Source organism: Priestia sp. YIM B13552, assembly GCF_042787775.1.
GTDB lineage: Bacteria > Bacillota > Bacilli > Bacillales > Bacillaceae_H > Priestia > Priestia megaterium_E.
Window position 1 is genome coordinate 24,327 of record NZ_JBHZOU010000005.1, and the last position, 25,247, is coordinate 49,573.

Here is a 25,247-nt window from a genome sequence, read left to right on the forward strand (position 1 = left end):
TTTAGATAACTCTACGATGATATAGTAAAGCTTCCTGTTAACACTCTTTCCCTCCATACAAGACATTTAATCATTTTTTGTAAATAATGATTTTACATAAAAAAGAAGCGGCGCTCGAAAGCGCCGCTTCTTTTTCTATAATATAAGGGGTTAAAACGTACTTTTATTATAACATATAGTCTATGGTCATATTTTCCTCTATTAGAAAATAGTTCTTATGTCGTTTCTTTTTCCAGCTGTTTTTCTCTTTTCACTTGTCTTGCGAAGAAGAGTTCGTATACAACTGGAATAATAATTAAGGTAAGAAGAGTAGATGACGTAAGCCCTCCAATTACCGTGATTGCTAAGCCTTTTGAAATCAGCGTTCCGCTTGACGTAGTAAGCGCCAGCGGGATTAATGCAGCAATGGTAGCAAACGCCGTCATTAAAATTGGACGCAAGCGCGTTTTCCCAGCTTCAATAAGGGCTTCACGGATCGTCATGCCTTTTTGTTCACGATTTTGGGTAATTCGATCTACAAGCACAATCGCGTTTGTTGTAACAATTCCAATCAGCATTAAGAATCCAATCATGACGCTGACAGACAGCGGTTCTTTTGCAATGACAAGACCAACTAACGAACCGATTGGCACAAAAATGAGTGATGATAAAATGATAAATGGAATACGCGCTTTTCCAAACGTAACGAGCATTGTTAAATACACAAGGCCGATTGCTGTTAAAATGGCTAGACCTAGAGATTGGAAGACTTCTACTGTCTCGTCGCTTCCGCCTCCTCCGTCCAAGCTCACATCTTTAGGCAAATCTAGCTTTTTCACTCCATCTACAACATCTTTGGTCACAGCTTGAACATCATCGCCTTTAATGTCTGCTTCTACTCGCGCAAATACTTTGCCATCGAGCTTTTGAATAGAAGTGAACGTATCAATTGTACGAACGTCAGCGATATCTTTTACTAACACAGGCCCTCTCTCTGTAAACACTTGCAGGTCTTTAATTTCTTTTACTGAGGCAAGGTCTTTATCGTACGAAAGCTGAACCGCTCGTTTTGTATTATCTAATTTTAAGTCTCCGACGGATACCGGTTTGGTTTGATCAGAGATCGTACCAAGCAGCTGAAATCCAGATACCCCGTACTCTGCGGCTTTATCAGGATCTACTTCGACTACAAGCTGCTTTTGCTTATCTGAGAAGTTATTTGTTACATATTTAAGACGTTTGTCTTTGTTTAAGTGGTTTTCCACTTGCTTAGCTGCTTTTTGCAAGTCATCTAAATTAGAAGAATATAAATCAACCGTTACGTTATTATTTGTAGGCGGTCCTCCTGTTGATGCTTCTTGCACATTAACCGTTGCTTTTGGTGATTCTTCTTTCGTGATGCTTTCCATTTTCTTTTGAACTTTATCAATAAACGTATCGACATTCACGCCTTCTTTTACATTCAAGAAATAGCCAACTTGGTTCGGGCGTTTTACGCCTGTTGAAAAGTCGCGTGATCCAACTTCCGTGGTCACATCTGAAATTTCATTTTGATCCGCAAACATCTTTTCAATTTTTAAAGATACGTCGTTTGTTTTTTCAAGTGATGTAGATGCCGGTAATTGAACATTGGCTTGAAGCATCTTTTGTTCTTCATTTGGAATAAAGGTAAAGCCAAGTGAAGGAACAAGCGCAAATGAACCAAACAGTAAAATAAAGGATAAAATTAAAATTTTAATTTTATGATTAAGCGACCATGCAATCGCTTTTGCATACCCGCGCTGCAGCTTTCCTTCTTTTTCTTCAGGCGGTACTTTTTTAAATGCAAACTTTGCTAAAATCGGCACGATTGTAATCGCTACAAGAAGAGAGGCTAACAGTGAAAAAACAACTGTTAAGGCAAACGGCAAGAAGAACTCTCCTGTAATTCCTCCTACAAAACCGATTGGCAAGAATACGACAACCGTTGTAATCGTAGACGAGGTAATGGCTTTTAAAATCTCTTTTGTGGACGATTCGACAAGCTCATTGCTCATGCCTTCTTCTGAACGGCGTACGCGTCTGAAAATGTTCTCAATAACAACAATACTGTCATCCACTACGCGCCCAACGGCTACAGCCATTCCGCCTAGTGTCATAATGTTAAGTGAAATATCAAGCTGGTTTAAGAAAATAGCTGATACTAACAGCGATAATGGAATCGATATAATCGCAATGATCGTAGCGCGGAAGTTACGCAAGAAAATCAGCACGGCGAGTGACGCAAATAATGCTCCGAGCAATCCTTCACGCACTAATGTTTCAACAGACTTTTCAATGCCGTCAGCTGAGTCAAAGCCGATTGCGTAGTCTAACTGATCGTCATATTTTTTCAAAATTTTCATCGTTTCGCTTGCTACTTCAACCGTATTGGCATCTTGTTTTTTTGTGATGGCCATCGACAGCGCATCTTTGCCGTCATAGCGCGTATATTCACCTTGTTCTGTTACGGCTTCGACTTTGGCAATATCGCCAAGCTTCACAGGCTTTGCTTCAGGATTCATCGTAGATTTCAGCTGGATTTTCTTTAATGCATCGATCGTCGCAACTTTTTCTTCTACTCGCACTGGAATTTGAAGCTCTTTTCCGTTTAATGTTCCTGCTGGGAATGAAACAGCTTTTTGATTAATTTGTTCTTTCATCTCATCAAGCGTCAAGCCAGCTTGAGCTGCTTTTTCTTTATCGACCGTAATTTGTAAAAGGTCCTCTTTCACGCCGCCAACTGAGACGGAGTTAATACCTTGAATTTTATTCAATTCAGGAATCACTTCATCGTTTAATACTTTTTCAAGATTTGCATCATCTTTCGCAAACAGTGAAATGTTGAAAATCGGGAATGAACCAAACGAAAAACGATTTACGTCTACATTTGATGACTCTGGTAAATCTAATTCTTTTATCGACGAGTTAATTTGCTGTTCAACTTTATCTAAATCCGTATTAAACGGGAATTCTAAATTAATAATACCAACGTTTTCATACGATACGCTTTGTACGCTTTTAACGCCTTCAATTCCTTTCACTTGGTCTTCGATTTTCGACGTGACGCTTTCATTTACGTCATCAGGAGAAGCCCCAGGATACGTTGCTTCAATGGACAGCTGCGGAAATTCGATATTCGGCAGTAAATCAATTTTTAGTTTTGAAAATGAATATAGCCCCGCTAAAATAAGTAAAAATGAAACGATAAACACAGCTACCGCATTTTTTAAACTAAATCTCGTCAAAAAATTCATCTTTTTCCTCCGTTACGTAACTAAGTTATTTGAGAAGCCTTCATCCTTTAATAGCTGCAGACCCGTTTTAATTTTTCAACAATTTTAGAGTACCCACGGGTCAGTTTTTCACAAAAAAAACTCACCTCCTCTCATGTGCTGATGAACTGTCTATACAAACTGAAATTTGATGGTCACACGCTCCCCCTGGCAGCGAGATAAAGGAAAAGCCGTCTTGACCATATAAATCCCAACCTTCAAAAAACGAGCTGTCGTGAAACATATCTAGCGCATACCCATTAGAAAACGTAATTCGAAGTATACCGATATCTTCATACCACTGTATAGAAATAATGTGCTGGCCAAGCAGCAGCGCTTCGACTTGCTGACGCTGCTCGGCAGAATGTAGTGATTTCCAGTCCGCTTGACCAAGCAAGATGCTGCGTTTGTTTTTTAGTCTCCATGGACATTCTGCCACAAGTCCACCTTTACTAAATCCAAGAGAAAACGGCAGGGTATTGTCTGTGTTAACCTTGGTAACGGTTTGTTCTTGAAAATATGAAAAATTAATTACTGTGCTGCTGGTATTCATCATATCCCTCCATTATCAACCAGTACCGACAAGTCATTTTTGGGTCTCAAAATGGCAGCCTTCAATGTATAAGTTCACAATGAACTCCGCATAGTTCATGATATCTTCTTCTGTTATATCATCATCGGAAACGATATCCATCCTATACCCATTTAACATGCTGCAAAACGCTTTTGAATGTAAAAAAGCATTTTTTATTTTCTGCTCTTCAATCAATTTAGCAACAAGCCCGTGATAATCCTCAAAAAATTGATGAAGACGACCCATCATCTCTGGCATTTGGTGAGGGGCTTGCCAAAAAGAGTCGGGATATTTTTTAGTTTCGTAAAAAAAGAGCAGATGATGCTTCGCAATTGAATACAGCTTTTCATGAAACGTTTGGCATTCATCCGTTCTTCGCTTTGCATGATACAAAAACTCATCAAACGAACGATTGTTCACAGCGATATAAAGCGACTCTTTAGACGAAAAGTACAAGTAAAGCGTTCCTTTAGATACACCGGCTAGTTTAGCAATATCAATCATTTTTGCTTCATAGTAGCCTTTGGATCCGAACACTTCAAAAGCAGCATCTAAAATTTTCTCTCTCTGCTGTTTTCGGTTTGTCATGGTAAAAAATCCTCTCATACGTTTTCGATACTATACATATAAAATAATTAAAATAACTTGTCAACACGTAGTGTGCTCTTTTATCCCTTGCATCACAAGAGTATGTCAGTTTTTTAAACCAAACACTTCTATAGAGCAAATTAAAGCGTTTTCGACTTTTTTGTGACAGATACAAATGATGCTTGTATATGAAGAGCCCGCTATGGTACATTTTTGTCATTGATACAGAAATTTATTCCGTCGTTACGGGAGGAGAAAACATGGTTCTTACATCACCAATCGGTCGCCTGCGTTTAGTAGGAATTTTAGAAGGAATTTCATTTTTACTGCTGCTTGGCATTGCTATGCCCCTAAAATATGCAGCAGGCATACCAGAAGCTGTATCAGTTGTAGGCGCAGCACACGGTGCACTTTTTGTGCTGTATGCTTTTGCAGTCGTTCATGTAAAATTCGCGCATAAATGGTCAATCGGCCGCTCTTTATTTGCATTTCTTATGTCGGTTATTCCGTTTGGCCCTTTTATTTTGGAGAGACAGCTGAAAAAAGAACAGTAAAAGAAAAGAACGTCACGGACATCATGTTTCCATGACGTTCTTTTTCCTTACTGTTCACCACTGTTTTCGCTAAAATGGTCAATCGTTTTCCACCACTTCAGTGAGTGAGGTTTTAATAGCATTCCAATTTCTTCTGGACTAATTTGCTGATCTATAATCATTTCATGCATTGCTTGAAAGAGTCCCGTTGTAACAGCTTCTTTCACATCAGCTTCACCTTCTACATACAGCTGTTCAATCGCTTCAAATACGTCCGGTTCACGCTGAAGCTGGCCGTTATATTCTAGAGAGATTAAATGACCCGCAACTCGGCTTAATTCATGCTGCAGCTCTTCTTTATCGTTGAGGTCCACTTCTTCGCTTGGCTCAAAAGATGGGCAAGCTTCTTTTAGTAATGGAATAACATTTTGTTTTGTAATCATATCTAAATTCCCTGCCTTTGCATGTGTGACAAATTCTCTATTCTTTACCCTTTTCTCTTTTTCTATAAACTTGTTTTACAAAACTTTTCCGTTTTCTACAACTACTTCTCCTTTTTTCACTACGCTATCAATATGATTTAAGCCATACTGATACTGAAGGGTTCGATAACTAGAGACATTAAAAATCGCTAAGTCAGCCTGTTTTCCGGCTTCAATACTCCCAATCTTATCTCCTTGATTAATAGCATGAGCTGCGTTAATAGTTGTGGCTACAAGCACTTCTTCAGGACTCATGTTCATATTCATACATGCCAGGTTCATCACAAATTGCTGTGAAGTCGTTGGAGATGAACCTGGATTGCAGTCTGTAGAAAGAGTAACCGGAACGCCTAAATCGATCATTTTTCTAGCATCTGGCCATTTCATTCCAACAAATAAGGAATTCCCCGGTAAAAGTGTGGCTACGATCCGTTTTTCAGCCAGTTTCTTTAATCCTTCATCAGAAGCATACAAAAGATAATCTGCTGATATCGCTCCTACCTCTGCTGCGAGCTCTGCTCCTCTGCAGTATTCAAAGGGGTCGGCATGTATTTTAGGAAGCATGCCATGGCTTTTCCCGGCTTCGAGTATTTCTTGACATTGTTGGAATGAAAAAGCATTTGGAAGACATACAGCATCATTAAATGCTGCGAGCTTATAAGAAGAAATTTGAGGAATCATTTCGTGAATAAGTAAATTGACGTATTTCTGCGTATCTCTTTTATATGCTAAAGGTACGACGTGTGCTCCTAAGAAGGTGCTTATGACATCAACTGCGTGTGTATCATTCAGCATTTTAGCGATTTGCAGCTGCTTTAGTTCTGTTTCTAGTTCTAAGCCATATCCGCTTTTCACTTCTACAGTTGTGACTCCGTGAGCTAGAAAAGACGTAAGACGCTCATAGCTCTGCTGATAAATCCGGTACGCATATTCTTCCTGTGTTTGAACGACAGTGGAGTGAATACCTCCACCTTCTTCTAATAAATCCAAGTAAGAAGTTGGTCTTTCAAATCGCCTATAAAATTCTTCTTCACGCGATCCAGCGTACACAGCGTGTGTATGGGGATCAATCAGACCCGGAGTTACAATTTTGTGAGAAGCATCAATAATCGTTGCATCATTTCTTTCTCTTTCATATTTTTGTTCTAGCTCTTTTGTTGTACCTACGGTCACAATTTGATCTCCTTCTATCCAGACTGAGCCATTTTCAATCACCGTTAAGTTTCTCATTTCTTTTCCAGCTAAAGGACCTCTATTTTCTTTGGCCGTTACAACTTGCGAAGCATTTTTAATCCATAGCGCTTTTTTGGACATCGTTGAATTTCCCCCTTTTCTAGCGTGTATCACGTTTTGGGGCTCCATGTTTACCGTAAACTCATTTAGATTCACCTACACATTTCGCATCTCTGTCTTCTTTCTTGTAGGTAGAAATTTGAAAAAGCATGTCCATGGTCTGAAAAGCGTGTTTTTAAGTCTTTAAAGCTAGATAACTTATATTTTTTTCAATTATATACGCTTTTAGACCCTTCTTTTCTCCGTTTTCTTACTTATTGACTTTCATTTTATACAAATATATCCTTATATACTAAATATTTTATCACATGTATTTTATAAACATCACGGCGAGGTCCTCTCAATAGGATAAATAATAGATTTCTAGGAAGAGAACGTTTATAATATTCTTTGAAGTTTTACTTTTAGAAAGATTCACTAATGGAGGAAGAAATATGATTGTCAACTATAAAAACCAAGCAACCGGCCATCGCATGAATAACGGCTGGAATCTTTTCTATGCGTCAAACTTAACGATGTGGCGCAAAGATGAAAAGTATTTGCTTTTAGATGAAAACCAAGATGTAGTGATGATCTTTGGCTTTAAAAAAGACGAAATCATTCTAGATAAATTGCAAACGTGGGGCTATACATTTGGTGTCCATCCAGAGAAAAAACAAATTTCCTGCTTGCAGCGTCAAGAAGAAATTGGTGAATAAAAAGAGGGCTGAATTTTTTCAGCCCTCTTTTTTATTAATGGGTTTGTTGAAACATAGCGCTCAGCTGCTTTTTTTCAGATGGTTTTACAACATAATACCATGTACCATCTACTATTTGCCCTTCTCCTTTTACCGTTACCGTTTCGAAATCAGGCCGTCCATTCTTAATGACGTTATACATCGTAAATGCATCGCTGACATCAATATTCGTTTGGATATGCTTTTTTGCGAGCGTGAGAAGACTTGGGATATTTTTCACCGTTGACATGTTCATTCCTTTATCTAATAGAGCTTCCACCACTTGACGCTGGCGATTGTTTCTTCCTAAATCACCTTTTGGGTCTTCATGTCTCATCCGCACATAGGCAAGAGCTTTTTCACCGTTCAACGCATTTTCTCCTTCAGGAAAGATAAATGAATCAAAGACAAAAGGAAACGGGTTATTCACGTTCACGCCGCCAAGTTCATCGACTACATCTTTGAACCCCTCCATATTTACTTTCACATAGTAGTCAACGTCAATATTTAAAAAATTCTCAACCGTGCGCACGGTTAAAGGAATGCCTCCGTATCGATAAGCATGATTAATTTTCTCATCCGTTCCTTTTCCATCAATGTGCACGCGCGTATCTCTAGGGATCGGCATAACCTTTGCTTTATTATGGCTTTTATCTAAATTGACCACCATTAATACATCTGAGCGGCCCGTATCGCCTGGCCTTTCATCTACGCCCATAACGAGTACATTAAACGAATGAGGCTGCTCTTTAGCAGATGTTTGATGCTGATAGACAATTCCAAACCCAGCGGTTCCTAAAAGCAACATACATGCCGCTAAGATGCCTACTTTGTATTTTTTCATTCATACGGCCTCCTTTACACATCACTTACTCTCTATATGCCTTAATGAATGAAAATTTATACCTTCTTGAGGAAATTTAAGCACACGTCAAAAAAGCCGGCTTGTTGGGAAGCTGGCTTTTCACTAGTAGATGTTAGCTTGATTTTTGATGCACATCACGCTGTGCCCATTCACTTTCTAACATACTCATTTCAATTAAGCTCCAGTACTGTCCATCTACAAGCCGGACATCTCGAAGAAGGCCTTCGCGTGTAAAGCCAATTCGTTCATAGGACTGAATCGCCCGCTCGTTAAAGTCAAAGACGCCGAGCGAAATTCGGTGAAGACCCAGTTCTTCAAAACCGAAAGCTAACACTTTTTCAAACATGTGCGAGCAAAGCCCTTTTCCTCTATACTTTTCACCAAGCAGCACTCGGCCAATTCTTCCTGTTTTATGATAATAATCAATGTGAGCCAGAGAAATATGCCCAATAAGCTGTTCATTGTCATCTATAACAGAAAAAGCATAGGTAGAAGCACCATCTTCATTTGCATATCGAATGTAGTGTTTTAACTGTCTAGGAGTAAGCGGAAAAGAAAAGCTAGAGCCGCTCCATTGCACCATAAATGACTCGGAGGGAATCCAATCCATTAGCTGTTTAAAGTCTTTTTTGGAGAATGGTCGTAGAGCTATCACATAATTCTCCCCCTTATTATTTCTGACTTTTCTAAATATATTACATTTATCATAATAAACTGTCAACTGTCTATGTAAAAAAAAGCCATCATTTCGATGACTTATAGCTGTAATGCTTTTCTGAGAAGAGTTAAATCATGAGTAAATTCAAAAAAATAGGTTCTATTTTCATTGTCAAATACCATCATGATTGGCTTTTGATTCGGCTCAAGAACAAAAATAACTTCACTTGCCAGCGTGTTGACCGCACTATTTTCAATTTTTACGGCTGGATCAAGAGGTACTTTAACAAGATAGCCTTTTTTAGGAAGCGGACTTGCCTTTTTATATAAACCAGTAATGGACGCAATACTTTTTTCGGCTTCTTTTTGAACACTGGGAGGTTTGAGCGTTGAACGAACGACTCTGCCCCTTTCAATTTGAAATACCTCTACTTTTGGCTGTTCGGCACTTACTGCCTGCGGAAAAATAAAAGCAGCGAATACGACGCATACAGCAACCCATTTTCGTATCATTTTTAGCACCTCTTTCCATTGTGGATGAGATGGAGATAAGAATGGTCGTCTCTTCTTATACTATGACCTATTTTTATGTATTTATTTCACTAAATGAATGCCTATACTTCCATGTTTTTGTCATGTTCTCAGAACTTACTCTATACACTACTAATAAGGACACGCTGTATGAGGTGATAAGATGTCGTGGTTTGAAGCATTTATTTTGGGAATCATTCAGGGGCTTACAGAGTTTTTACCGATAAGCAGCACGGGGCATTTGTATTTAGGGCGCCACTTATTTGGCTTAGACGATGCAGGATTGTATTTAGATACGATGCTGCATATAGGCACTCTGCTTGCTGTGTTTGTCTTTTATAAGCGTGAGCTATGGCATATTATTCGTCATCCCTTTAGCAAGCTTACAGGGCTTTTAGTGATAGGAACGATCCCTGCAGTTGCGATTGGTCTTTTGTTCAAGGACTATTTTGACAGTATTTCGAAATCTGGTTTAACGATCGGCTGGGAATTTCTTGTGACGGGACTGCTGTTATGGTTTGGTGATTCCGTAAAAAATGGCTATAAAAAAATGGACCATATTTCATACGGAGATGCCTTTTTTATCGGCTCGTTTCAAGCAGCTGCGATATTCCCTGCTGTATCTCGTTCTGGCTTAACGATGGTAGCTGCGTTAATGCGAAAATTAGACCGTGAAACAGCCGCTTACTTTTCATTTTTATTGTCGACTCCCGCCATCTGCGGAGCGGTGTTACTTCAATTAAAAGATGTAGTCACAGGTGAAGTCGAGCAGCTTTCCGTTTTCTTTTTATTCGTCGCCACCCTTTCATCTGCTTTATTTGGTTATGTAGGGGTAAAATGGATGATCAATTATTTAAAGCATCATTCATTAAAAATGTTTGCAATTTACGTTTGGATATTAGGTGCAGTCGTGCTGGTTTGTCAGTTTACGGGGGTGTTTTAAGATGAAGATGAAAGTCCGGACGCTTTTTTTAGTATTGTTTTTTGCCGGCATTTTAGTCGTGACAAGCTATGTTGATAACAATTCCCAGCAGTCGTTTGACAGCTTATCTCACCTTTCACTTGATGGAGGAGCTGTTGAAACCTCTGCAGATGAAGACGAGGCGGAACAATTAAATATGTCAGTCAAAGAAGTTCATGTTAAAACAGAAAAAAGAGGCGGATACCGAATTGAAGTGTACGAACAAGTAAATATTTATAGCGATGATAAAGGAAAAGTAGTAAAAAAAGTTCCCACGGGAGAATATCAAACGTTGAAATATAAACTGAATGAAAAAAAATAAACCACTTACCGAAGTAAGTGGTTTTATTTTTAATGGTTAAAGTGAGCTGCAAGAATCCACAGTGTACCAACAACGATACAAAGTGCAATAAAGAAACTGTAAAGAATATTTGCAACCTGTACTTTACCATTTTCACTTTCAGTCATGTGCATGAACATTACTAGCTGCATTGCTGCTTGTAATAACGCTAGGATCATGATAAGAGTCATCGTAATGCTTCTTGATAGATCAGCTAGCACTACTAAACCAAGCGCTGCGAATGTTAAGGCTAGTGAAAGGATAAGCCCAAATACATGACTAAGCGGAAAACCTGCTTTTTGGCCTTGTTTATTTTCCATGTCTTATCCCACCAATCCGTTCAAGTATACAAGCGTGAAGATGAAGATCCATACAACATCAAGGAAATGCCAGTATAAACCGATAATAAATACTTTACGAGCAGTAACTGGTGTTAATCCTCGTCTTACTAATTGAATAATAATACTGATTGCCCAGAATACACCGACTGTTACGTGAAGACCGTGCGTTCCAAGTAGTGTAAAGAACCCTGATAAGAAGGCACTTGTTTGCATTGTCGCACCTTCGTGAACTGCGTACATGTAAAACTCACGAATTTCGTAGAAAAGGAATCCTCCACCAAGCACAAGCGTAATAACGAACCAAACTAAAAGTCCTTTTAAATCATTATTACGCATTTTAAAGATGGCAATTCCCATCGTGAAACTACTGAATAGTAGTAACAGCGTTTCGATCATAAAATCTTTAACAACGAACAGTTCTTCTGCAGTAGGGCCACCCGCTGTGCGCGTATGGTACGTTAAGTACGTTACGAACAGCGTAGAGAACAACGCGATCTCGGCACCTAAGAAAATCCAGAATCCAAGGATATTCAGGCGACTTTGTTCTTCTTGGTATTCTAACGGCAATGATTTATCTAAATGTCCTGCCATTATTTGTCACCCCCTGTAATTCCTTCAACCTTCTTGATTTCATCTACTTTTACATAGAAGCCCGGATCATAATCAAATGAACGAGCAAGCATACAAGCAAAAATACCTGCTAATCCAACGATTGCCATTGGAATCCATTCAAATACTAAGCCAAATCCACCGATAAACCAGAAAATACCTGAGATAAACGGCACACCAGAGTTGCTTGGTAAGTGAATTGGTTTTAAGTCTTCTGCTTTAATTTCTGTTTCATTACGTTTTTTCATGTGCCAGAATGCATCCATCTCTTTCACATGAGGAATTACTGCAAAGTTGTAAGCTTGAACTGGTGATTTAGTCCACCACTCAAGTGTACGGCCATCCCAAGGATCGTTTGCAGTGTCGCGTTTGTTTTTCCATGCACTGTATAATAAGTTAACTACTAATACGAAGAAGCCAAGACCCATTAAGAATGCACCGATTGTTGAAACTAAGTTTAATCCGTTCCAGCCAAGGTTGTCTGCATAAGTTTGCATACGACGAGTCATACCGTCTAAACCTAGGAAGAATTGTGGGAAGAAACATACGTTAAATCCAACAACAAAAATCCAGAATGAAATTTTTCCTAATTTTTCGTTCAACGTGTGACCGAAAATCTTTGGATACCAGAAGTATAAACCTGCGAAACAGCCAAACACTGTACCAGAGATTAATACATAGTGGAAGTGAGCGATTAGGAAGTAACTGTTATGATATTGATAATCGGCTGATGCCATCGCAAGCATAACCCCTGTTACCCCACCGATTACGAAGTTTGGAATAAACGCTAATGACCAAAGCATCGCAGTCGTAAATTTGATACGGCCTTTATACATTGTAAAGAGCCAGTTAAAGATTTTAACTCCGGTTGGTACGGCGATTAACATCGTTGTGATTGAGAAGAACGAGTTAACTGACGGTGAGTTACCCATTGTAAAGAAGTGATGCACCCATACAAGGTAACTTAAGAATGCGATACCGACCATTGATACAACCATTGCTTTATAACCGAATAAGTTCTTACGAGAATGTGTACTGATAACTTCTGAGAAGACACCGAATACCGGTAAAATAACGATATATACTTCAGGGTGACCCCAAATCCAGAATAAGTTAGCCCACATCATTGGAAGACCGCCGTTAGCCATTGTAAAGAAGGCTGTTCCGAATACACGGTCAAGTGTCATAAGTGCAAGCGCTACTGTTAATACAGGGAACGCGAAAATAATAATAATTGATGTGATGAAGATTGACCAAGTAAACATTGGCATTTTCATCATTGTCATGCCAGGGGCACGCATTTTTAAGATTGTTACAAAGAAGTTGATACCAGTCATTAATGTACCAGCACCAGCAATCTGTAGTGAAACGGCATAGAAGTTATTTCCGATACCTTCACTGAATTCTTTACCTGCAAGCGGGAAGTAACTTGTCCAACCTGCATCAGGAGCTCCTCCGATTACGAAAGAAAGGTTAAATAGCATTGCTCCCATAAAGAATGTCCAGAAACTAATTGCGTTTAAGAACGGATATGCTACGTCACGCGCACCAATTTGTAATGGAACGATTACGTTCATTAGTCCGATAATAAATGGCATTGCCATGAATAAGATCATGATAACACCGTGAGCCGTGAAGACTCCGTTGTAGTGATGTTCATCTAAAATGTTCATACCCGGGAATGCAAGCTGCATACGCATCATGATTCCATCGATTCCGCCGCGGAAAAGCATTAATACAGCTGAAAGGATGTACATGACACCGAGTCTTTTATGGTCAACTGTTGTTAACCATTCTGTCCATAACCATTTCCATTTCTTGAAATATGTTAAGACAAAAACGATACCGATGACCGTCATAGCGATTGCTGCATCAGCAGCGTAAATCATAGGTTCGCCAGTGACGAAAAATTCATCTAGCTTCATTATGTCTTCCCCCAATCATTACGTTATTTAGTGTAATAAATGAATGTTATTCATGATTTGAGTGATCCATGTTTTCCATTTCTTCATTACTCGTTTTTTCGTCTTCTTTCATCTTGCTGTGATCATGTCCTGTACCACGTTCTAGCTCTTTGCCAGGAATGTATACATCTTTCGCATGGTCAATCCATTTTAAATGTGTACCGTTGTAAGTTTGACGACCAACAACGCCTGGGCTTAGGATTTGATCATATTTCTTTTCAGTCAATTTACCAGCTGTACCTTTTACGTCACTAACCCACTCTTTGAAGTCTTTGTCCGTTTGAGCTTGAACTTCGAACTGCATTTGAGTGAAATGTTCACCAGAGAAGTTAGCACTACGTCCCATATAAGAACCAGGCTTATCAGCTTCTAAGTATAATGGCATTGACATGTTGTTCATCGAATATTTTTGTCCGCCAAGTTCTGGTACCCAGAATGAGTTCATAGGCCCTTGAGCTGTTAACTCAAATTTCACTGGCGTATCCGCTGGAATGTTTACGTAGTTAACCGTCTCAATATTTTGTTCCGGATAACTGAAAATCCATTTCCAGTTTGCAGATGTAACGTGAATCACGATTGGATCTTTATCCTTTGATTCTGCCGGTACTTCTTCTGCAGAATAGATCGCTTTAACAGTTGGCACTGCTAATAGAATTAAGATGATGATTGGGAATGCTGTCCAAATAACCTCCATCTTTAAGTTACCTTCTTGCTCAGGTGGCTCATAGTCCATGTTTTCAGGTTTTTCACGATATTTGACAAGAACAAATATAAAAATAGCAAATACGACAACAACCACGATCAACATCATCCACATAGACCAAATGATTAAATCAGATTGCGTTTTTGCAACAGGACCTTGCGGGTTCAATACAGCAAGCTTTGAACAACCGCTCAAAAATACTAGTGAAAGCGCAGATAGTAAACCTACTAGCTTCCAAAATCCTTTTTTTGGTTTCACTTAAAACTCTCCTTTCTAACAACACATGATGCGAAGCCTATATTGATGAACATTCAAAATGCGCTATCTTTCGCTAGATAACGACATTTTTATACAGACTCTCTTCCCCCTTATTTGTAGGCCACTACTATTGTAATACAAAATGACATTTTTTTCGTCCCTTTTGCTTTATTTTTTTATATTAAAAATATTCTAATATAGTGACTGTACCAATGGGGTTAGAGTGCTTCAACCTTGCGATATTCTATCACATAATTTGGTATGAATAAATGTAAATAAAAGGATTCAGCTCCCATTTCTTAACTATTTCTTTAGGAATAACTGCAAAATTAGCTTTGTATGTTTGCTTCAACATTGATATATCAATACACATCGACATAATTGAATATTTTGTGACAAATTTTCAAAGAAAATGTGACGCCCTGTATGAAACTTATTTTGCCCGTTAATTCCCCTTTACTTTGTAGCAAATATTTGATTTTTTTGCTTAAAATTCTTTCTTTCGAAAATATGAACAAAACGTGAATTTTTTTAAAAAGCTTTTATTATAGAAAAAAGCTGCGTGTTATTCACGCAGCTCCTGATCCATAAATTCTTTAACGGTGATATCATCCCCTGCTTTATCCAGCAGCGTTGTCGTTGCTGGAAACGGATGCTTAATATGACTCGGTATCTTTTCATACAGCACAAAATAATCACTTTTTGGGACCGCGGCATCAATTGTATATGTATCGTGCACCAAAGCCGCCTTTACTCGCTCAATTTGTTTACTTCTATTTGTTCCTGTAAACAGAGCATATGTCCCTTTATTTGTATGGATATCATCATAATCCACTAAATTGCTCATTTTGGTACTGACTTCAATACGCAGGCGTTTGTTCCATCCTTGCTTCAATACGGCCATTCCTTCTTTATCACCAGGTATGGAGAATAAGGCTATGTATGTATTAGAGTGATCAACCCGTTTAAAATCTTGCAGCGTAATCTTTGCAGAACCATCAATACTTTCTTTATGCTCCCAATTTCGCAAATGCTGCTGCACACTTGCAGCATTGTTTTCAATCGGATATCGAATCATCTCATACGCAACAATTACAACCGCTATACAAATGAACAGAAATAGCAACCGCTTTATCTTTCGCACATCTATTCACCTTCCTTAGCTTACTCCCCTTTTATGTAATTGCCTAAATTATAACTGCCTATTAAACCTCTGTCTATGCACTAGGAGAACTACGTTTTTTTTTACCACAAAAGGGATTTTTCAAACCTTTTGTCATGAAAATACGCTAAAAGACTCAGTAGCTGTTGAACCAAAAGAAACCGTTCCCTGCCCCCTTCTCATCTTCATAACAAAAAAAGATACCCGTTTTGACACAGGTATCTTTCAGCTTATATATCACAGATTTCCAAAAGGAAACCTTATAAAGGGTCATTTGCTGTTCTTTTTATTACACACATCTTTCCGCACACATGTATCCCTTGACCTGATACCCATGTTTTTTGAGCTGCCGAATGCTTAAATTTCGGGAAATGCTGTCAGGAACAATTACGACCACTTCTTTATATGGAATTTCCTCATGCTGTCTCTCTAAATAAGGAAGCGGAATATGGATTGCTTTTTGACAGGGGTTTTGTTTCATTTCATGAAAATGACGAACATCTACATACGAAATCGTTGTAGAAGCACAGTCGGCGGTCGTCACTTTTTTTATTCCCTGCACCGGCACATAGCGTTTATAAAAACTGTAACAAATTAATAAAAGTAAAATACCTATGCTCATATATAGTATCGCCATGTTTTCCTCCCAATTAATTTCTATACCCCTGTATGTATACTATATTCAAAAGAAAGAATCAACACAGAAGCACTCTATCTCATTTCTCTCTGAAAGAAAAATGGTCTTTTTACACTTTATTATGAAACCACAATAAAGTGACGAAATCAATCATTATTTATTTTGATTTTTCGAAAGATTTAAATACTAGTAAACAGATCGTTTTTTCTTATTATAATGAAGAAACGCAGAATTTTTATTTTCAATTCCCCTTTTCTTTCCCGTTAAAACTGAGGTTCGCTTATGAGTAATACATTAGAACTAATGTTGCACAAGCGTCAGAAAAATGATTCTAAAAGTGAAGGAAGCGAGATAGCTTAGTATGAACACGTGAAGCGAGAAACTATATTATGATTGGCTCAGAAAAATACAAGTTAACTTAAAAATGCGATATACACCAAAAAAGAAAGCTTCGGAAACGAAAGCTTTCCTTTTTTAGATTAATCTCCATCAAGGTTTGCCCGACAATTGTTATGAGACAAAGAGGTACTTTGTGCTTCATGCTGTTTTTTCTCACCCTGCATTGTCATATCAGCTTTTTCCGTTCTTCCTTTAGCGATGTGTTTAGTTTTATTTCCTTGGTTTAATGTCATGTTCATTCCCCTTTCTGGTGGATATAGTGTATGAAAATAACTCACACGCCATAAGAGGAAATGATATGAAAAGCCCCTCTTAAATTGAGTGAGCTTTCTGCCTAAAACTGCTTTTCCTTTTATTGCTGAATCCGCATGAAAGGATATTCTCTATTTTAAACGTTCGCTTCTCGTTCCTTAGTAAGCACCAAGCTTTTACGCTCTGAGGATAAATTTTATACACAATAATAAATCGCTGTGTCAAACATCCTTTATCGTCCATATAAATAATTTCAACAGGTCGTTTTGAAGAGTAGCTTTCTTGAAGTAGCTGTCGCATAGAATTCGCTCCTTTAATTTTCAGTTTATCGAACATACGTTCTTTTTTCAAGTGTTTTAAACTGAATAGTTCTTTAGGTTTTACAGCTTAAACCGGGGAAAAGCATGGGGAAAATAATAAAAATCATACAAATATTAGGTAATTGTGATATGGTAAAAGAGATTACTTAAGTTGGGAGAGGTGCATGATGGAAAGTAACATACTTAAATGGATCCCCATTCCTTACTTTCAATTAAATCAAGAAGGTGAAATCCTTCATTTTTCTAGTCAAGCACATTCTTATTTTTCTTCAGTCTCCAGTCTGTGGAGCATTATTCATAAAGACGACCGGAAACAAGCAATCTGGATGCTGTCACAGCACTCCTCATCTAACCCCATCATCAGGCATTTGCGTTTGAGAACGAGCGAGGATACATTTGTAAATTTTAAGTGCACGATTCATTGGAAAAATGGTGTAGGGCATTTAGTATGTACCGAGAAGAAGAATGTCAAGGATCCGTTAGATGTTGTATTATCTGCTCAATCCTATTTAGAAAACTCAGACAAACGATTAAAAGAATCGGACAAGGTGTTAAATAATGCAGCAGATTTATTATTTAACCGATTAAAACACTAATTAAGTAAACAAAGTCTAAGCTATATTTCATTATTTCTATCATTTTTAAAATCATTAAAAGGCTACCTACAGGGGTGGCTTTTTGTTTTGTTCTGCATGTAAAGTCATTCTCTTTTCGCCCGCACCATTTAGTACAGAGTACATACACTAATAGGCATACTCTCCATATTTATTCTTCCTATATTTATGTTTTGCTCAGAAAAAAATTCCGAATACTCAATAAATGTTTGAACATTTTTAAAAATTGACATATATTATAAACAAACAATCATTTGAACATTTGAATGAAGGAGGAAATCATGCCAAAAGACCGCTGTGATATTTATTGTTTTAATGAAGAAAAAGTAAATCGTATTAAGCCTGCCATCGATGCCGAAGCTGTTCAAGGGGCTTCTGCCCTGTTCAAAGCGTTAGGAGATGAAACGAGGCTTAAAATTGTCTTGGCTCTGTATAAAGGCGAGGAATTATGTGTATGTGACGTAGCCAATATTGTAGGCTCTACAGTTGCGACTGCTTCTCATCACTTAAGACTGCTGCGTAATATAGGAATTGCCAATTATCGCAAAGAAGGAAAGTTAGCTTTTTATTCTTTAAGAGATGCACATATTAAACAAGTAATTGATATCATGTTTGCTAAAAAAGAAGACGTAACCATTTAAGTTTTTTTTACCGTATAGGGAGTGGGACACAATGAAACACGAAGATAAAAAAAATCATCAGCATACCGGAAGCTGCTGCAGCGGATCTTCTTCAACAGAAATTGAAAGCAAGACCTGCTGCTCCTCTTCTTCAGAAGCCGCTTCTACTGAAGAGCCTTCTTCCTGTGGCACAAAGAGTCATGAACACAGTCACAGCTGCTGTTCAGATACGGTTGCGTTAACAACCGACAAAGGCCAGCATTCTTGCTGCAGTGATCACGATATAGTACCAGGCGACAGTGACATAGAAGAAAGGGCTGAATACCGCGTATATGGAATGGATTGCCCTTCCTGCGCCGCGACGATTGAAAAAAGTTTAAAAACATTAAACGATATTCAACACGTAACCCTCAACTATAATACAGGGAAGCTCCAGGTAGCGGCTGCAAGTGAGTCAGCTTTGTCACTCATTCCAAGCTCAGTAGAAAAACTAGGGTTTAACATTGAGGCTATCCAATCAAATAAAAAAATGAAAACGTATTTGATTGAAGGAATGGACTGCGCGGCTTGTGCGAACACGATTGTGAATCATTTAAAAACAGTTCCTGCTGTCAAAGATGTACGCGTTAACTTTTCAACGGGAAAAGCACAAATTGAGCACGATAACGAAGCGGAGGACATTATTAAAGAAGTATCTAAAGCTGGGTATACCGCTACTTTAGTAACCAGCAGCAGGCAGTCTGCTGAGTCGCGGCACCATAAAGGGCAAAATGGACCGATTGTTTTTTCGGGTATTTTCATCGCATTAGGTTTTATCGGTTCTCATACAGGAGTTGCTTCTTATATGACAACTGTACTCTACGCTATTGCCATGATTGTCAGCGGATATAAGCCGGCTAAAAGTGCTTATTACGGAATTAAAAGCCGTTCTTTAGACATGAATGTTTTAATGACCGTTGCAGCACTTGGAGCAGCTGTTATTGGGGAATGGCTTGAAGGTGCTACGGTCGTTTGGCTATTTGCTTTAGGTGTTGCTCTGCAAACAAGGTCGATTGAACAAACAAGAAACTCGATACGAGGTTTGATGGACTTAGCTCCTTCTGAAGCATGGGTGAAAGAAAACGGCCAGCTGATTAAAAAAGCAGCGGAAGATATTTCAATCGGCACTGTGATTGTCGTAAAGCCAGGAGACCGAATTCCGCTAGATGGTGAAATTATAAACGGCGAATCCAGTATCAACCAAGCTCCTATTACAGGCGAATCTATTCCAGTTGATAAAGTAATCGGTGATACGGTTTATGCAGGCACCATTAACGAAAGCGGATCGTTAGAAATTAAGGTAACAAAGCTAGTGGAAGATACGACGATTTCTAAAATTATTCATTTAGTGGAAGAAGCACAGGAGAAAAAAGCGCCTACTCAAGCATTTGTTGATAAATTTGCAACCATTTACACGCCTATCGTCTTTATTTTAGCTTTATTCATTATGGTCATCCCTCCCCTTTTTGATGGTGCATGGAGTGACTGGTTTTACAAGGGGCTTGAATTATTAGTTGTGGCTTGTCCATGTGCGCTAGTCATTTCTACTCCCGTCGCCATTGTATCTGCGATTGGAAACGCGGCGAAAAATGGCGTGCTCATTAAAGGCGGGACGTTTTTAGAAAAAGCTGGTGCAATCAATGCAATTGCTTTTGATAAAACAGGAACGCTGACAGAAGGCAAACCAGCTGTTTCAGAGGTCGTTTCCCTTGCTGCTGAAGAAAATCAGCTTTTAGCGATAACAAAAACGCTTGAAGACTATTCGAATCACCCCATTGCCCGTGCTATCGTGGATTATGCAGAGGAGAAAAAAGTCGGTTCTTTACAAGGATCAAATTTTAAAATCCTTACAGGAAAAGGCGTGCAGGCAACAATTCAAGAAACGGTTTATTACGCAGGTAATGCAAAATTATTCTCAGATTTAGAAACACCTCTATCCCACTGCTGGTCTCATATTGAAAAGCTTCAAAACGAAGGTAAAACGATTATTATTGTCGGAACAGCTAAAAGTGTTCTAGGTATTATTAGCGTAGCTGATACCATCAGACATACAACCGTATCTGCTTTAGAAAGCCTCAAACAAAACGGTATGCAGCAAATTGTGATGTTGACTGGTGATAACGAAGGAACAGCTAAAATGATTGCTTCTCAGTCTCGGATAGACCGCTATTTCGCTGATTTGCTGCCTGAAGACAAAGTGAAAGCCATACAGCAGCTTCAACATGAAGGGTATCAAACGGCTATGGTTGGAGATGGAATTAATGACGCCCCTGCCCTCGCAACTGCTGATCTCGGCATTGCAATGGGCGGTGCTGGTACTGATACGGCCATGGAAACAGCTGATATTGTTCTCATGGCAGACAATTTAGAAAAGCTTCCTCATACGATGAAGCTAAGCCGCAAAGCATTAGCTGTCATCAAACAAAACATTTGGTTTTCTATTATTGTTAAAGTCATCGCCTTAGCCTTTATCTTCCCAGGGTGGCTTACTCTATGGATTGCCGTCTTAAGCGATACAGGAGCAGCGCTACTTGTTATTTTAAACAGTCTTCGCTTACTCAAAATGAAAAATTAAATGTAATCCATAAGCTTTCCAGCAGGCGTTGGAAAGCTTATTTTCTAGGAGGGTTTACGTGAATAACCGCTGGAATCAATTTATTTATAAGTGTTGGGCTCCTTTTTATGATGCGTTTTTTAATAACGGGATGTTTTATCGAGCCAGAAAAAAAGTCTTTCAAGACGTCCACTTTTCATCTGAACAGCGCATTTTATTTGTAGGTGTTGGAACGGGTGCAGATTTAGCTTTTATTCCTCATGAAGTAAATGTAACAGCCATCGACTATTCCAGTGAAATGCTTCAAAAAGCAAAAGATAAATACAAAAATCCATCTATAACCTTCCACCAAATGGACGCTCAGCAGCTAACATTCGACTCTTTTTCGTTTGATGTAGTTGTAGCAAGCTTAATTCTTAGCGTAGTACCTGATGCGGAGCAAGCTTTAAAAGAAATGACAAGAGTAGTAAAGCCTAAGGGAACTATCCTGATTTTTGATAAATTTGAAACTAAAAAGAAATCAGCGGCTTTTCCTAAAAAAATATTCCGCCCTTTCGTAAAATTACTAGGAACGGATATTGGACTCTCTTTTGAACATGTGTTTGAAGCAAGCCGAGATCAGCTTATCTTGAAGGAGAATTCAAGCGTCATGTTGAAAGGTATGTATCGGAAAATTATTTTGCAGAAAGTTGATGAATGACTTCAAAGACGAATGATGCCTGTTTAACATGATAGGTCTACATATTATTGTCTAGCTTTAATTGAAGAAAGGATGAACATTTTGATGATAAAATCAAAGGTCATAACAGTTGTTCTTGCAGCAAGCATGGTCTCCGGCTGCGGAAACGAAAGTAAAGAAAGTTCAGGCGGCAAACGTACAGAAGCAACACAACATAAAGAACATCAGCAGCACACATTAGGTGATAAGCGAGAAGAAACAAAAAATAGTGAAACTCTTCCCTCTTTTCTAAGTGACAAGCCCGAAGACATGCAGCTTATTTATGCAGCCGCTGCTAAGCATCAAACCTTACTAGAAAACATTCCTTGCTACTGCGGATGTGGAGAAGAAGCTAATCATCAAAACAACTACGACTGTTTTATCTTCGAAAACAAAGAAAACGGGGCAGTGACGTGGGATGATCACGGAACAAAATGCGGCGTCTGTTTAGAAATAGCGGCTCAAGCTGTAGTAGACTACAGCAAAGGCAAAAGCATCGAAGACATTCGCCAAGAAATCGATGATAAATATAAGGAAGGCTATGCCCCGCCTACTCCTACGCCCCAGGTATGATGCTTCAGTATAAAATAAAAATTAGTAAAAGACTTTGATTTCTTTATTCAAAGTCTTTTTTGTCATTTTACTATTGGTTGATAAAATCTCGGTTGACCTCACCTTTTTAAGTCCTTGTAAAACGCCATAATGTAAAAATAACACATTTGGACGTTTATTTACTGAATCCTCAGGGAATATGCTTTCTAACACCCAAATATAACCATGAGAGGAGAAAAAAACTATGAGTAATTCTGTAGAAACAAATCATTCAGCAAAAGTTGAAGGAGCAATTAATTCTATGAGCGAGGAGAAAAAAGAGGATATTCTCTCTAGCTTCGAAGGATTCAAAAGTTATCTAGGGGACAAGGTCTCAAAAGGCGAAAAGTTAGGGATGAATGAAGAACAGCTTGCTAAAACAGCTCAAAAAGTAGCTGATTACCTTGCCAAACATGAAGAGCCGCGCAATCGAGAGGAAAACCTGCTTCACGAACTGTGGAAGGTTGGAGACAAAGAACAGCAGCATCACCTTGCCCATATGCTTGTAAGATTAGTTCAATAAATAAAAAAGATGACACGGCAGCGTGTCATCTTTTTTATTTGCAGATATTAAACAGCTGGAATGATAATTTGCTGGCCAATTTGTAATTTTGCAGGATCTACGCCAGGATTTGCATCCTGCAGCTGCTGAACGGTCATGCTATATTTTTTCGCAATGCTATAAAACGTATCTCCTGCTTGTACAGTATACGTAGTGACAGGAAGAACAATTTGCTGACCAATTTGCAGTTTTGCAGGATCTACGCCAGGATTTGCATCCTGCAGCTGCTGAACGGTGATATTATACTTCTTTGCAATGCTATAAAATGTATCTCCAGATTGAATGGTATAGAATGTAACTCCATTAGAAGGTAAGTTTAAATACTTAGCAATTCCACGCGCGTGTGCTTCGCCCACTTCTCGAAGAAACGTCGCGTTTTTTAATTTTTCAGCATCGGCTGTCGTATCGATAAACAAGTTTTCTGATAAAACAGCTGGCATATTTGTTTCACGCAGTACAGCGTAATTAGCCGTTTTTAAGCCGCGATCTGCAATCGTCCCAAATTTGCGCATGGTTGGTAAAATCTCCGTGTGCAGCTCTTTTTGTAAAAGAGAAGATTGACTTCCCTCTTGTGATGGATACCGATACGTTTCAAATCCAGTACCTTCTCCAGCATTAATGTGCATAGAAACAAAAATATCCGCTCCCCATGCATTAGCCCGGTTCGCTCGATCTGATAATGAAACAAACACATCGGTTGAACGGGTTACTTGAACATCTACGGAATAGTTATGTTCTAAATACGCCCGCGCGTGTAGTACAAGCTGCAGCGTAATATCTTTTTCACGCAAATTATTTCCTAAAGCGCCTGAATCTGTACCGCCGTGTCCTGCATCTAGCCATACTTTTTTCATGTGAACCTTTCCTTTCAATCATAATATGAAAGAACTTGTGATTAACACCGGCTTTGCCTGATGTGTTATCTCTCATTCTATATATATATGTGATTGGACAAGAAGGGTTCGTCCCCTTAAAACATTCAAAAAAACTCACACAAGAAAGCAGGATTTCGCTAGGTATTCTCCGCTGTTTTAAAGCACAAAATAAAGACGGATAAATGAGCTAGCGTGAATCTCATTACACCGCTGTTGATTTCCGTGCAAGAATTCGCTTTCCGCAAGAGCCTTCCCCTTGCCCTCCAATCACCAGCTAGAAGCAACTGCATACATGAAACCTGCTTTTACCATAGACATAAAAAAATCCGAACGAATTGGATTTATCGTTCGGATCTCCCTTTAACTAACTTATGTCAACGCCTTTTAATAGAGATAAAAAGCAGGTTCGCCGTCTTATCTTCTGCTATTTCTCACTAAAAGCGATTTTTAAGCCAATAAGCGTAAAGATAGAGCCTTGCACGAGATTAAGCCGCTTAGACAGCGCCGGAGATTTTCGCAAAAACTCCCCTACTTTCCCTGCAAATAGACTAATTAACGTAAAAATAATCAGCGCTTGAACTAAAAATACGGCGCCGTAAACGAGCATTTGCTGTGTGGCGTGTCCGGTTGAATGATTAACAAACTGAGGTAAAAGAGCAAGAAAAAAAAGCGAAACTTTTGGATTTAGCAGATTCATAATCACTCCTTTTTTATATAGCACCTTGTACTCAACCGCTTCTTTGTTTTCAACAGCGAGAGCGGAATCTTTTGCTGTAAACGTCTTATAAGCCAGATATAATAAATAAGCTGCTCCAGCGTATTTTACAATAGCAAACGCTAAAGCCGATTGATAGATAACAGCCGATAGACCCAATGTTGCTGCAGCTATATGACCAAGCAAGCCCGTACAAAGCCCTAATGAAGTCGAGATTCCTGCATATTTACCGTTTGATATGCTTTGTGCTAAAACAAATAAGTTATCAGGTCCAGGCATAACCGTAAGCAAAGCGGCTACGCCTAAAAAAGAAGTGATTGATACGATATCCATAAGTCGTTCTCCCCCTGCATGATTTTGCCCACCATTATAGCATTTTTTACTATCTAGTATTCAAAAAAATAAAATTCATCCACAAAAGAAGAGGCTGACACATAACTAAATCAATCTAATCTAAAAACAAACAAATTGGATACATAAGCTGGACTGCTTGTTACACCGC

The 25,247-nt window shown here is 38.7% G+C and carries 27 protein-coding genes; 10 read left to right on the forward strand and 17 right to left on the reverse strand.

The window, feature by feature from the left end:
• Positions 1-215 precede the first annotated feature (215 nt).
• From ACFX40_RS19180 to ACFX40_RS19190, 3 genes are all read right to left on the reverse strand, one after another.
• The gene (locus ACFX40_RS19180; RefSeq protein WP_098579636.1) at positions 216-3,254 is read right to left on the reverse strand and encodes an efflux RND transporter permease subunit; all 3,039 of its coding nucleotides are present in this window, start codon (positions 3,252-3,254) and stop codon (positions 216-218) included.
• Positions 3,255-3,375: 121 nt separating this feature from the next.
• Positions 3,376-3,825: a DUF6188 family protein gene (locus ACFX40_RS19185; RefSeq protein WP_013057813.1), complete on the reverse strand. Its 450-nt coding sequence runs from the start codon at positions 3,823-3,825 to the stop codon at positions 3,376-3,378.
• Between the two features lie 33 nt (positions 3,826-3,858).
• Positions 3,859-4,434 (reverse strand): TetR/AcrR family transcriptional regulator, encoded by a 576-nt coding sequence (locus tag ACFX40_RS19190; protein WP_028409220.1) that lies wholly within the window; start codon positions 4,432-4,434, stop codon positions 3,859-3,861.
• 260 nt (positions 4,435-4,694) lie between these two features.
• On the opposite strand from ACFX40_RS19190, the gene ACFX40_RS19195 reads away from it, so the two are divergent.
• Positions 4,695-4,988 carry a DUF3817 domain-containing protein gene (locus ACFX40_RS19195; protein ID WP_098778950.1) on the forward strand — a complete coding sequence of 98 codons (294 nt, stop codon included), beginning with the start codon at positions 4,695-4,697 and terminating at the stop codon, positions 4,986-4,988.
• A 47-nt stretch (positions 4,989-5,035) separates the two neighbouring features.
• Here ACFX40_RS19195 and ACFX40_RS19200 read toward each other — a convergent pair whose 3' ends face one another.
• Both ACFX40_RS19200 and hutI read right to left on the reverse strand, forming a co-directional pair.
• Positions 5,036-5,410: a DUF7674 family protein gene (locus ACFX40_RS19200; RefSeq protein WP_153255203.1), complete on the reverse strand. Its 375-nt coding sequence runs from the start codon at positions 5,408-5,410 to the stop codon at positions 5,036-5,038.
• Positions 5,411-5,485: 75 nt separating this feature from the next.
• Positions 5,486-6,763 (reverse strand): imidazolonepropionase, encoded by a 1,278-nt coding sequence (gene hutI / locus ACFX40_RS19205; RefSeq protein WP_377255887.1) that lies wholly within the window; start codon positions 6,761-6,763, stop codon positions 5,486-5,488.
• Positions 6,764-7,176: 413 nt separating this feature from the next.
• Between hutI and ACFX40_RS19210 the strand changes: the two genes are divergently transcribed.
• Positions 7,177-7,440: a hypothetical protein gene (locus ACFX40_RS19210; protein ID WP_013057818.1), complete on the forward strand. Its 264-nt coding sequence runs from the start codon at positions 7,177-7,179 to the stop codon at positions 7,438-7,440.
• A 34-nt stretch (positions 7,441-7,474) separates the two neighbouring features.
• On the opposite strand, the gene ACFX40_RS19215 is transcribed toward ACFX40_RS19210, so the two are convergent.
• The 3 genes from ACFX40_RS19215 to ACFX40_RS19225 all read right to left on the reverse strand — a co-directional run bounded on the left by ACFX40_RS19215 (position 7,475) and on the right by ACFX40_RS19225 (position 9,493).
• A complete protein-coding gene (locus ACFX40_RS19215) occupies positions 7,475-8,302 on the reverse strand; it encodes an LCP family protein (protein WP_098332006.1) in 828 nt (275 codons plus the stop codon).
• Between the two features lie 133 nt (positions 8,303-8,435).
• A complete protein-coding gene (locus ACFX40_RS19220) occupies positions 8,436-8,978 on the reverse strand; it encodes a GNAT family N-acetyltransferase (protein WP_028409223.1) in 543 nt (180 codons plus the stop codon).
• A gap of 101 nt (positions 8,979-9,079) precedes the next feature.
• Entirely contained in the window at positions 9,080-9,493 is a 414-nt protein-coding gene (locus ACFX40_RS19225) for a hypothetical protein (protein ID WP_377255890.1), read from the reverse strand.
• Between the two features lie 181 nt (positions 9,494-9,674).
• Between ACFX40_RS19225 and ACFX40_RS19230 the strand changes: the two genes are divergently transcribed.
• Positions 9,675-10,454 carry an undecaprenyl-diphosphate phosphatase gene (locus ACFX40_RS19230; protein WP_377255893.1) on the forward strand — a complete coding sequence of 260 codons (780 nt, stop codon included), beginning with the start codon at positions 9,675-9,677 and terminating at the stop codon, positions 10,452-10,454.
• A gap of 1 nt (position 10,455) precedes the next feature.
• The gene (locus ACFX40_RS19235) at positions 10,456-10,794 is read left to right on the forward strand and encodes a hypothetical protein (protein ID WP_028409226.1); all 339 of its coding nucleotides are present in this window, start codon (positions 10,456-10,458) and stop codon (positions 10,792-10,794) included.
• Positions 10,795-10,823: 29 nt separating this feature from the next.
• Here ACFX40_RS19235 and qoxD read toward each other — a convergent pair whose 3' ends face one another.
• From qoxD to ACFX40_RS19270, 7 genes are all read right to left on the reverse strand, one after another.
• Positions 10,824-11,132 carry a cytochrome aa3 quinol oxidase subunit IV gene (gene qoxD, locus ACFX40_RS19240; protein WP_013057824.1) on the reverse strand — a complete coding sequence of 103 codons (309 nt, stop codon included), beginning with the start codon at positions 11,130-11,132 and terminating at the stop codon, positions 10,824-10,826.
• Positions 11,133-11,135: 3 nt separating this feature from the next.
• On the reverse strand, positions 11,136-11,744 hold the full coding sequence (gene qoxC / locus ACFX40_RS19245) for a cytochrome aa3 quinol oxidase subunit III (protein WP_013057825.1): 609 nt from the start codon (positions 11,742-11,744) through the stop codon (positions 11,136-11,138).
• Positions 11,744-13,687, reverse strand: coding sequence for a cytochrome aa3 quinol oxidase subunit I (gene qoxB, locus ACFX40_RS19250; RefSeq protein WP_013083896.1), 1,944 nt, complete (start codon positions 13,685-13,687; stop codon positions 11,744-11,746). The genes qoxC and qoxB overlap by 1 nt, the downstream gene beginning before the upstream one ends.
• Positions 13,688-13,733: 46 nt before the next feature.
• Complete coding sequence (gene qoxA / locus ACFX40_RS19255) at positions 13,734-14,687, reverse strand: cytochrome aa3 quinol oxidase subunit II (RefSeq protein ID WP_013057827.1); 954 nt, start codon at positions 14,685-14,687, stop codon at positions 13,734-13,736.
• Between the two features lie 565 nt (positions 14,688-15,252).
• Positions 15,253-15,831: a hypothetical protein gene (locus ACFX40_RS19260; protein ID WP_025751110.1), complete on the reverse strand. Its 579-nt coding sequence runs from the start codon at positions 15,829-15,831 to the stop codon at positions 15,253-15,255.
• A gap of 307 nt (positions 15,832-16,138) precedes the next feature.
• A complete protein-coding gene (locus ACFX40_RS19265; protein WP_028409228.1) occupies positions 16,139-16,486 on the reverse strand; it encodes a rhodanese-like domain-containing protein in 348 nt (115 codons plus the stop codon).
• Positions 16,487-16,965: 479 nt separating this feature from the next.
• Complete coding sequence (locus ACFX40_RS19270) at positions 16,966-17,118, reverse strand: hypothetical protein (RefSeq protein WP_176528138.1); 153 nt, start codon at positions 17,116-17,118, stop codon at positions 16,966-16,968.
• A 503-nt stretch (positions 17,119-17,621) separates the two neighbouring features.
• Here ACFX40_RS19270 and ACFX40_RS19275 point away from each other — a divergent pair.
• The 6 genes from ACFX40_RS19275 (at position 17,622) to ACFX40_RS19300 (ending at position 23,116) form a co-directional block, all read left to right on the forward strand.
• On the forward strand, positions 17,622-18,053 hold the full coding sequence (locus ACFX40_RS19275; RefSeq protein WP_377255896.1) for a hypothetical protein: 432 nt from the start codon (positions 17,622-17,624) through the stop codon (positions 18,051-18,053).
• Between the two features lie 299 nt (positions 18,054-18,352).
• Positions 18,353-18,712: an ArsR/SmtB family transcription factor gene (locus ACFX40_RS19280; protein WP_263034021.1), complete on the forward strand. Its 360-nt coding sequence runs from the start codon at positions 18,353-18,355 to the stop codon at positions 18,710-18,712.
• A 31-nt stretch (positions 18,713-18,743) separates the two neighbouring features.
• Positions 18,744-21,305 carry a heavy metal translocating P-type ATPase gene (locus ACFX40_RS19285; protein WP_098332005.1) on the forward strand — a complete coding sequence of 854 codons (2,562 nt, stop codon included), beginning with the start codon at positions 18,744-18,746 and terminating at the stop codon, positions 21,303-21,305.
• A gap of 58 nt (positions 21,306-21,363) precedes the next feature.
• The gene (locus ACFX40_RS19290; RefSeq protein WP_013083903.1) at positions 21,364-21,984 is read left to right on the forward strand and encodes a class I SAM-dependent methyltransferase; all 621 of its coding nucleotides are present in this window, start codon (positions 21,364-21,366) and stop codon (positions 21,982-21,984) included.
• 84 nt (positions 21,985-22,068) lie between these two features.
• Complete coding sequence (locus tag ACFX40_RS19295) at positions 22,069-22,575, forward strand: PCYCGC motif-containing (lipo)protein (protein ID WP_098248084.1); 507 nt, start codon at positions 22,069-22,071, stop codon at positions 22,573-22,575.
• Between the two features lie 223 nt (positions 22,576-22,798).
• Positions 22,799-23,116: a DUF3243 domain-containing protein gene (locus ACFX40_RS19300; RefSeq protein WP_013083905.1), complete on the forward strand. Its 318-nt coding sequence runs from the start codon at positions 22,799-22,801 to the stop codon at positions 23,114-23,116.
• 47 nt (positions 23,117-23,163) lie between these two features.
• On the opposite strand, the gene ACFX40_RS19305 is transcribed toward ACFX40_RS19300, so the two are convergent.
• Positions 23,164-24,009 carry an N-acetylmuramoyl-L-alanine amidase family protein gene (locus ACFX40_RS19305; RefSeq protein WP_098332004.1) on the reverse strand — a complete coding sequence of 282 codons (846 nt, stop codon included), beginning with the start codon at positions 24,007-24,009 and terminating at the stop codon, positions 23,164-23,166.
• 445 nt (positions 24,010-24,454) lie between these two features.
• The gene (locus ACFX40_RS19310) at positions 24,455-25,078 is read right to left on the reverse strand and encodes a LysE family translocator (protein WP_129710512.1); all 624 of its coding nucleotides are present in this window, start codon (positions 25,076-25,078) and stop codon (positions 24,455-24,457) included.
• Positions 25,079-25,247: the final 169 nt, after the last annotated feature.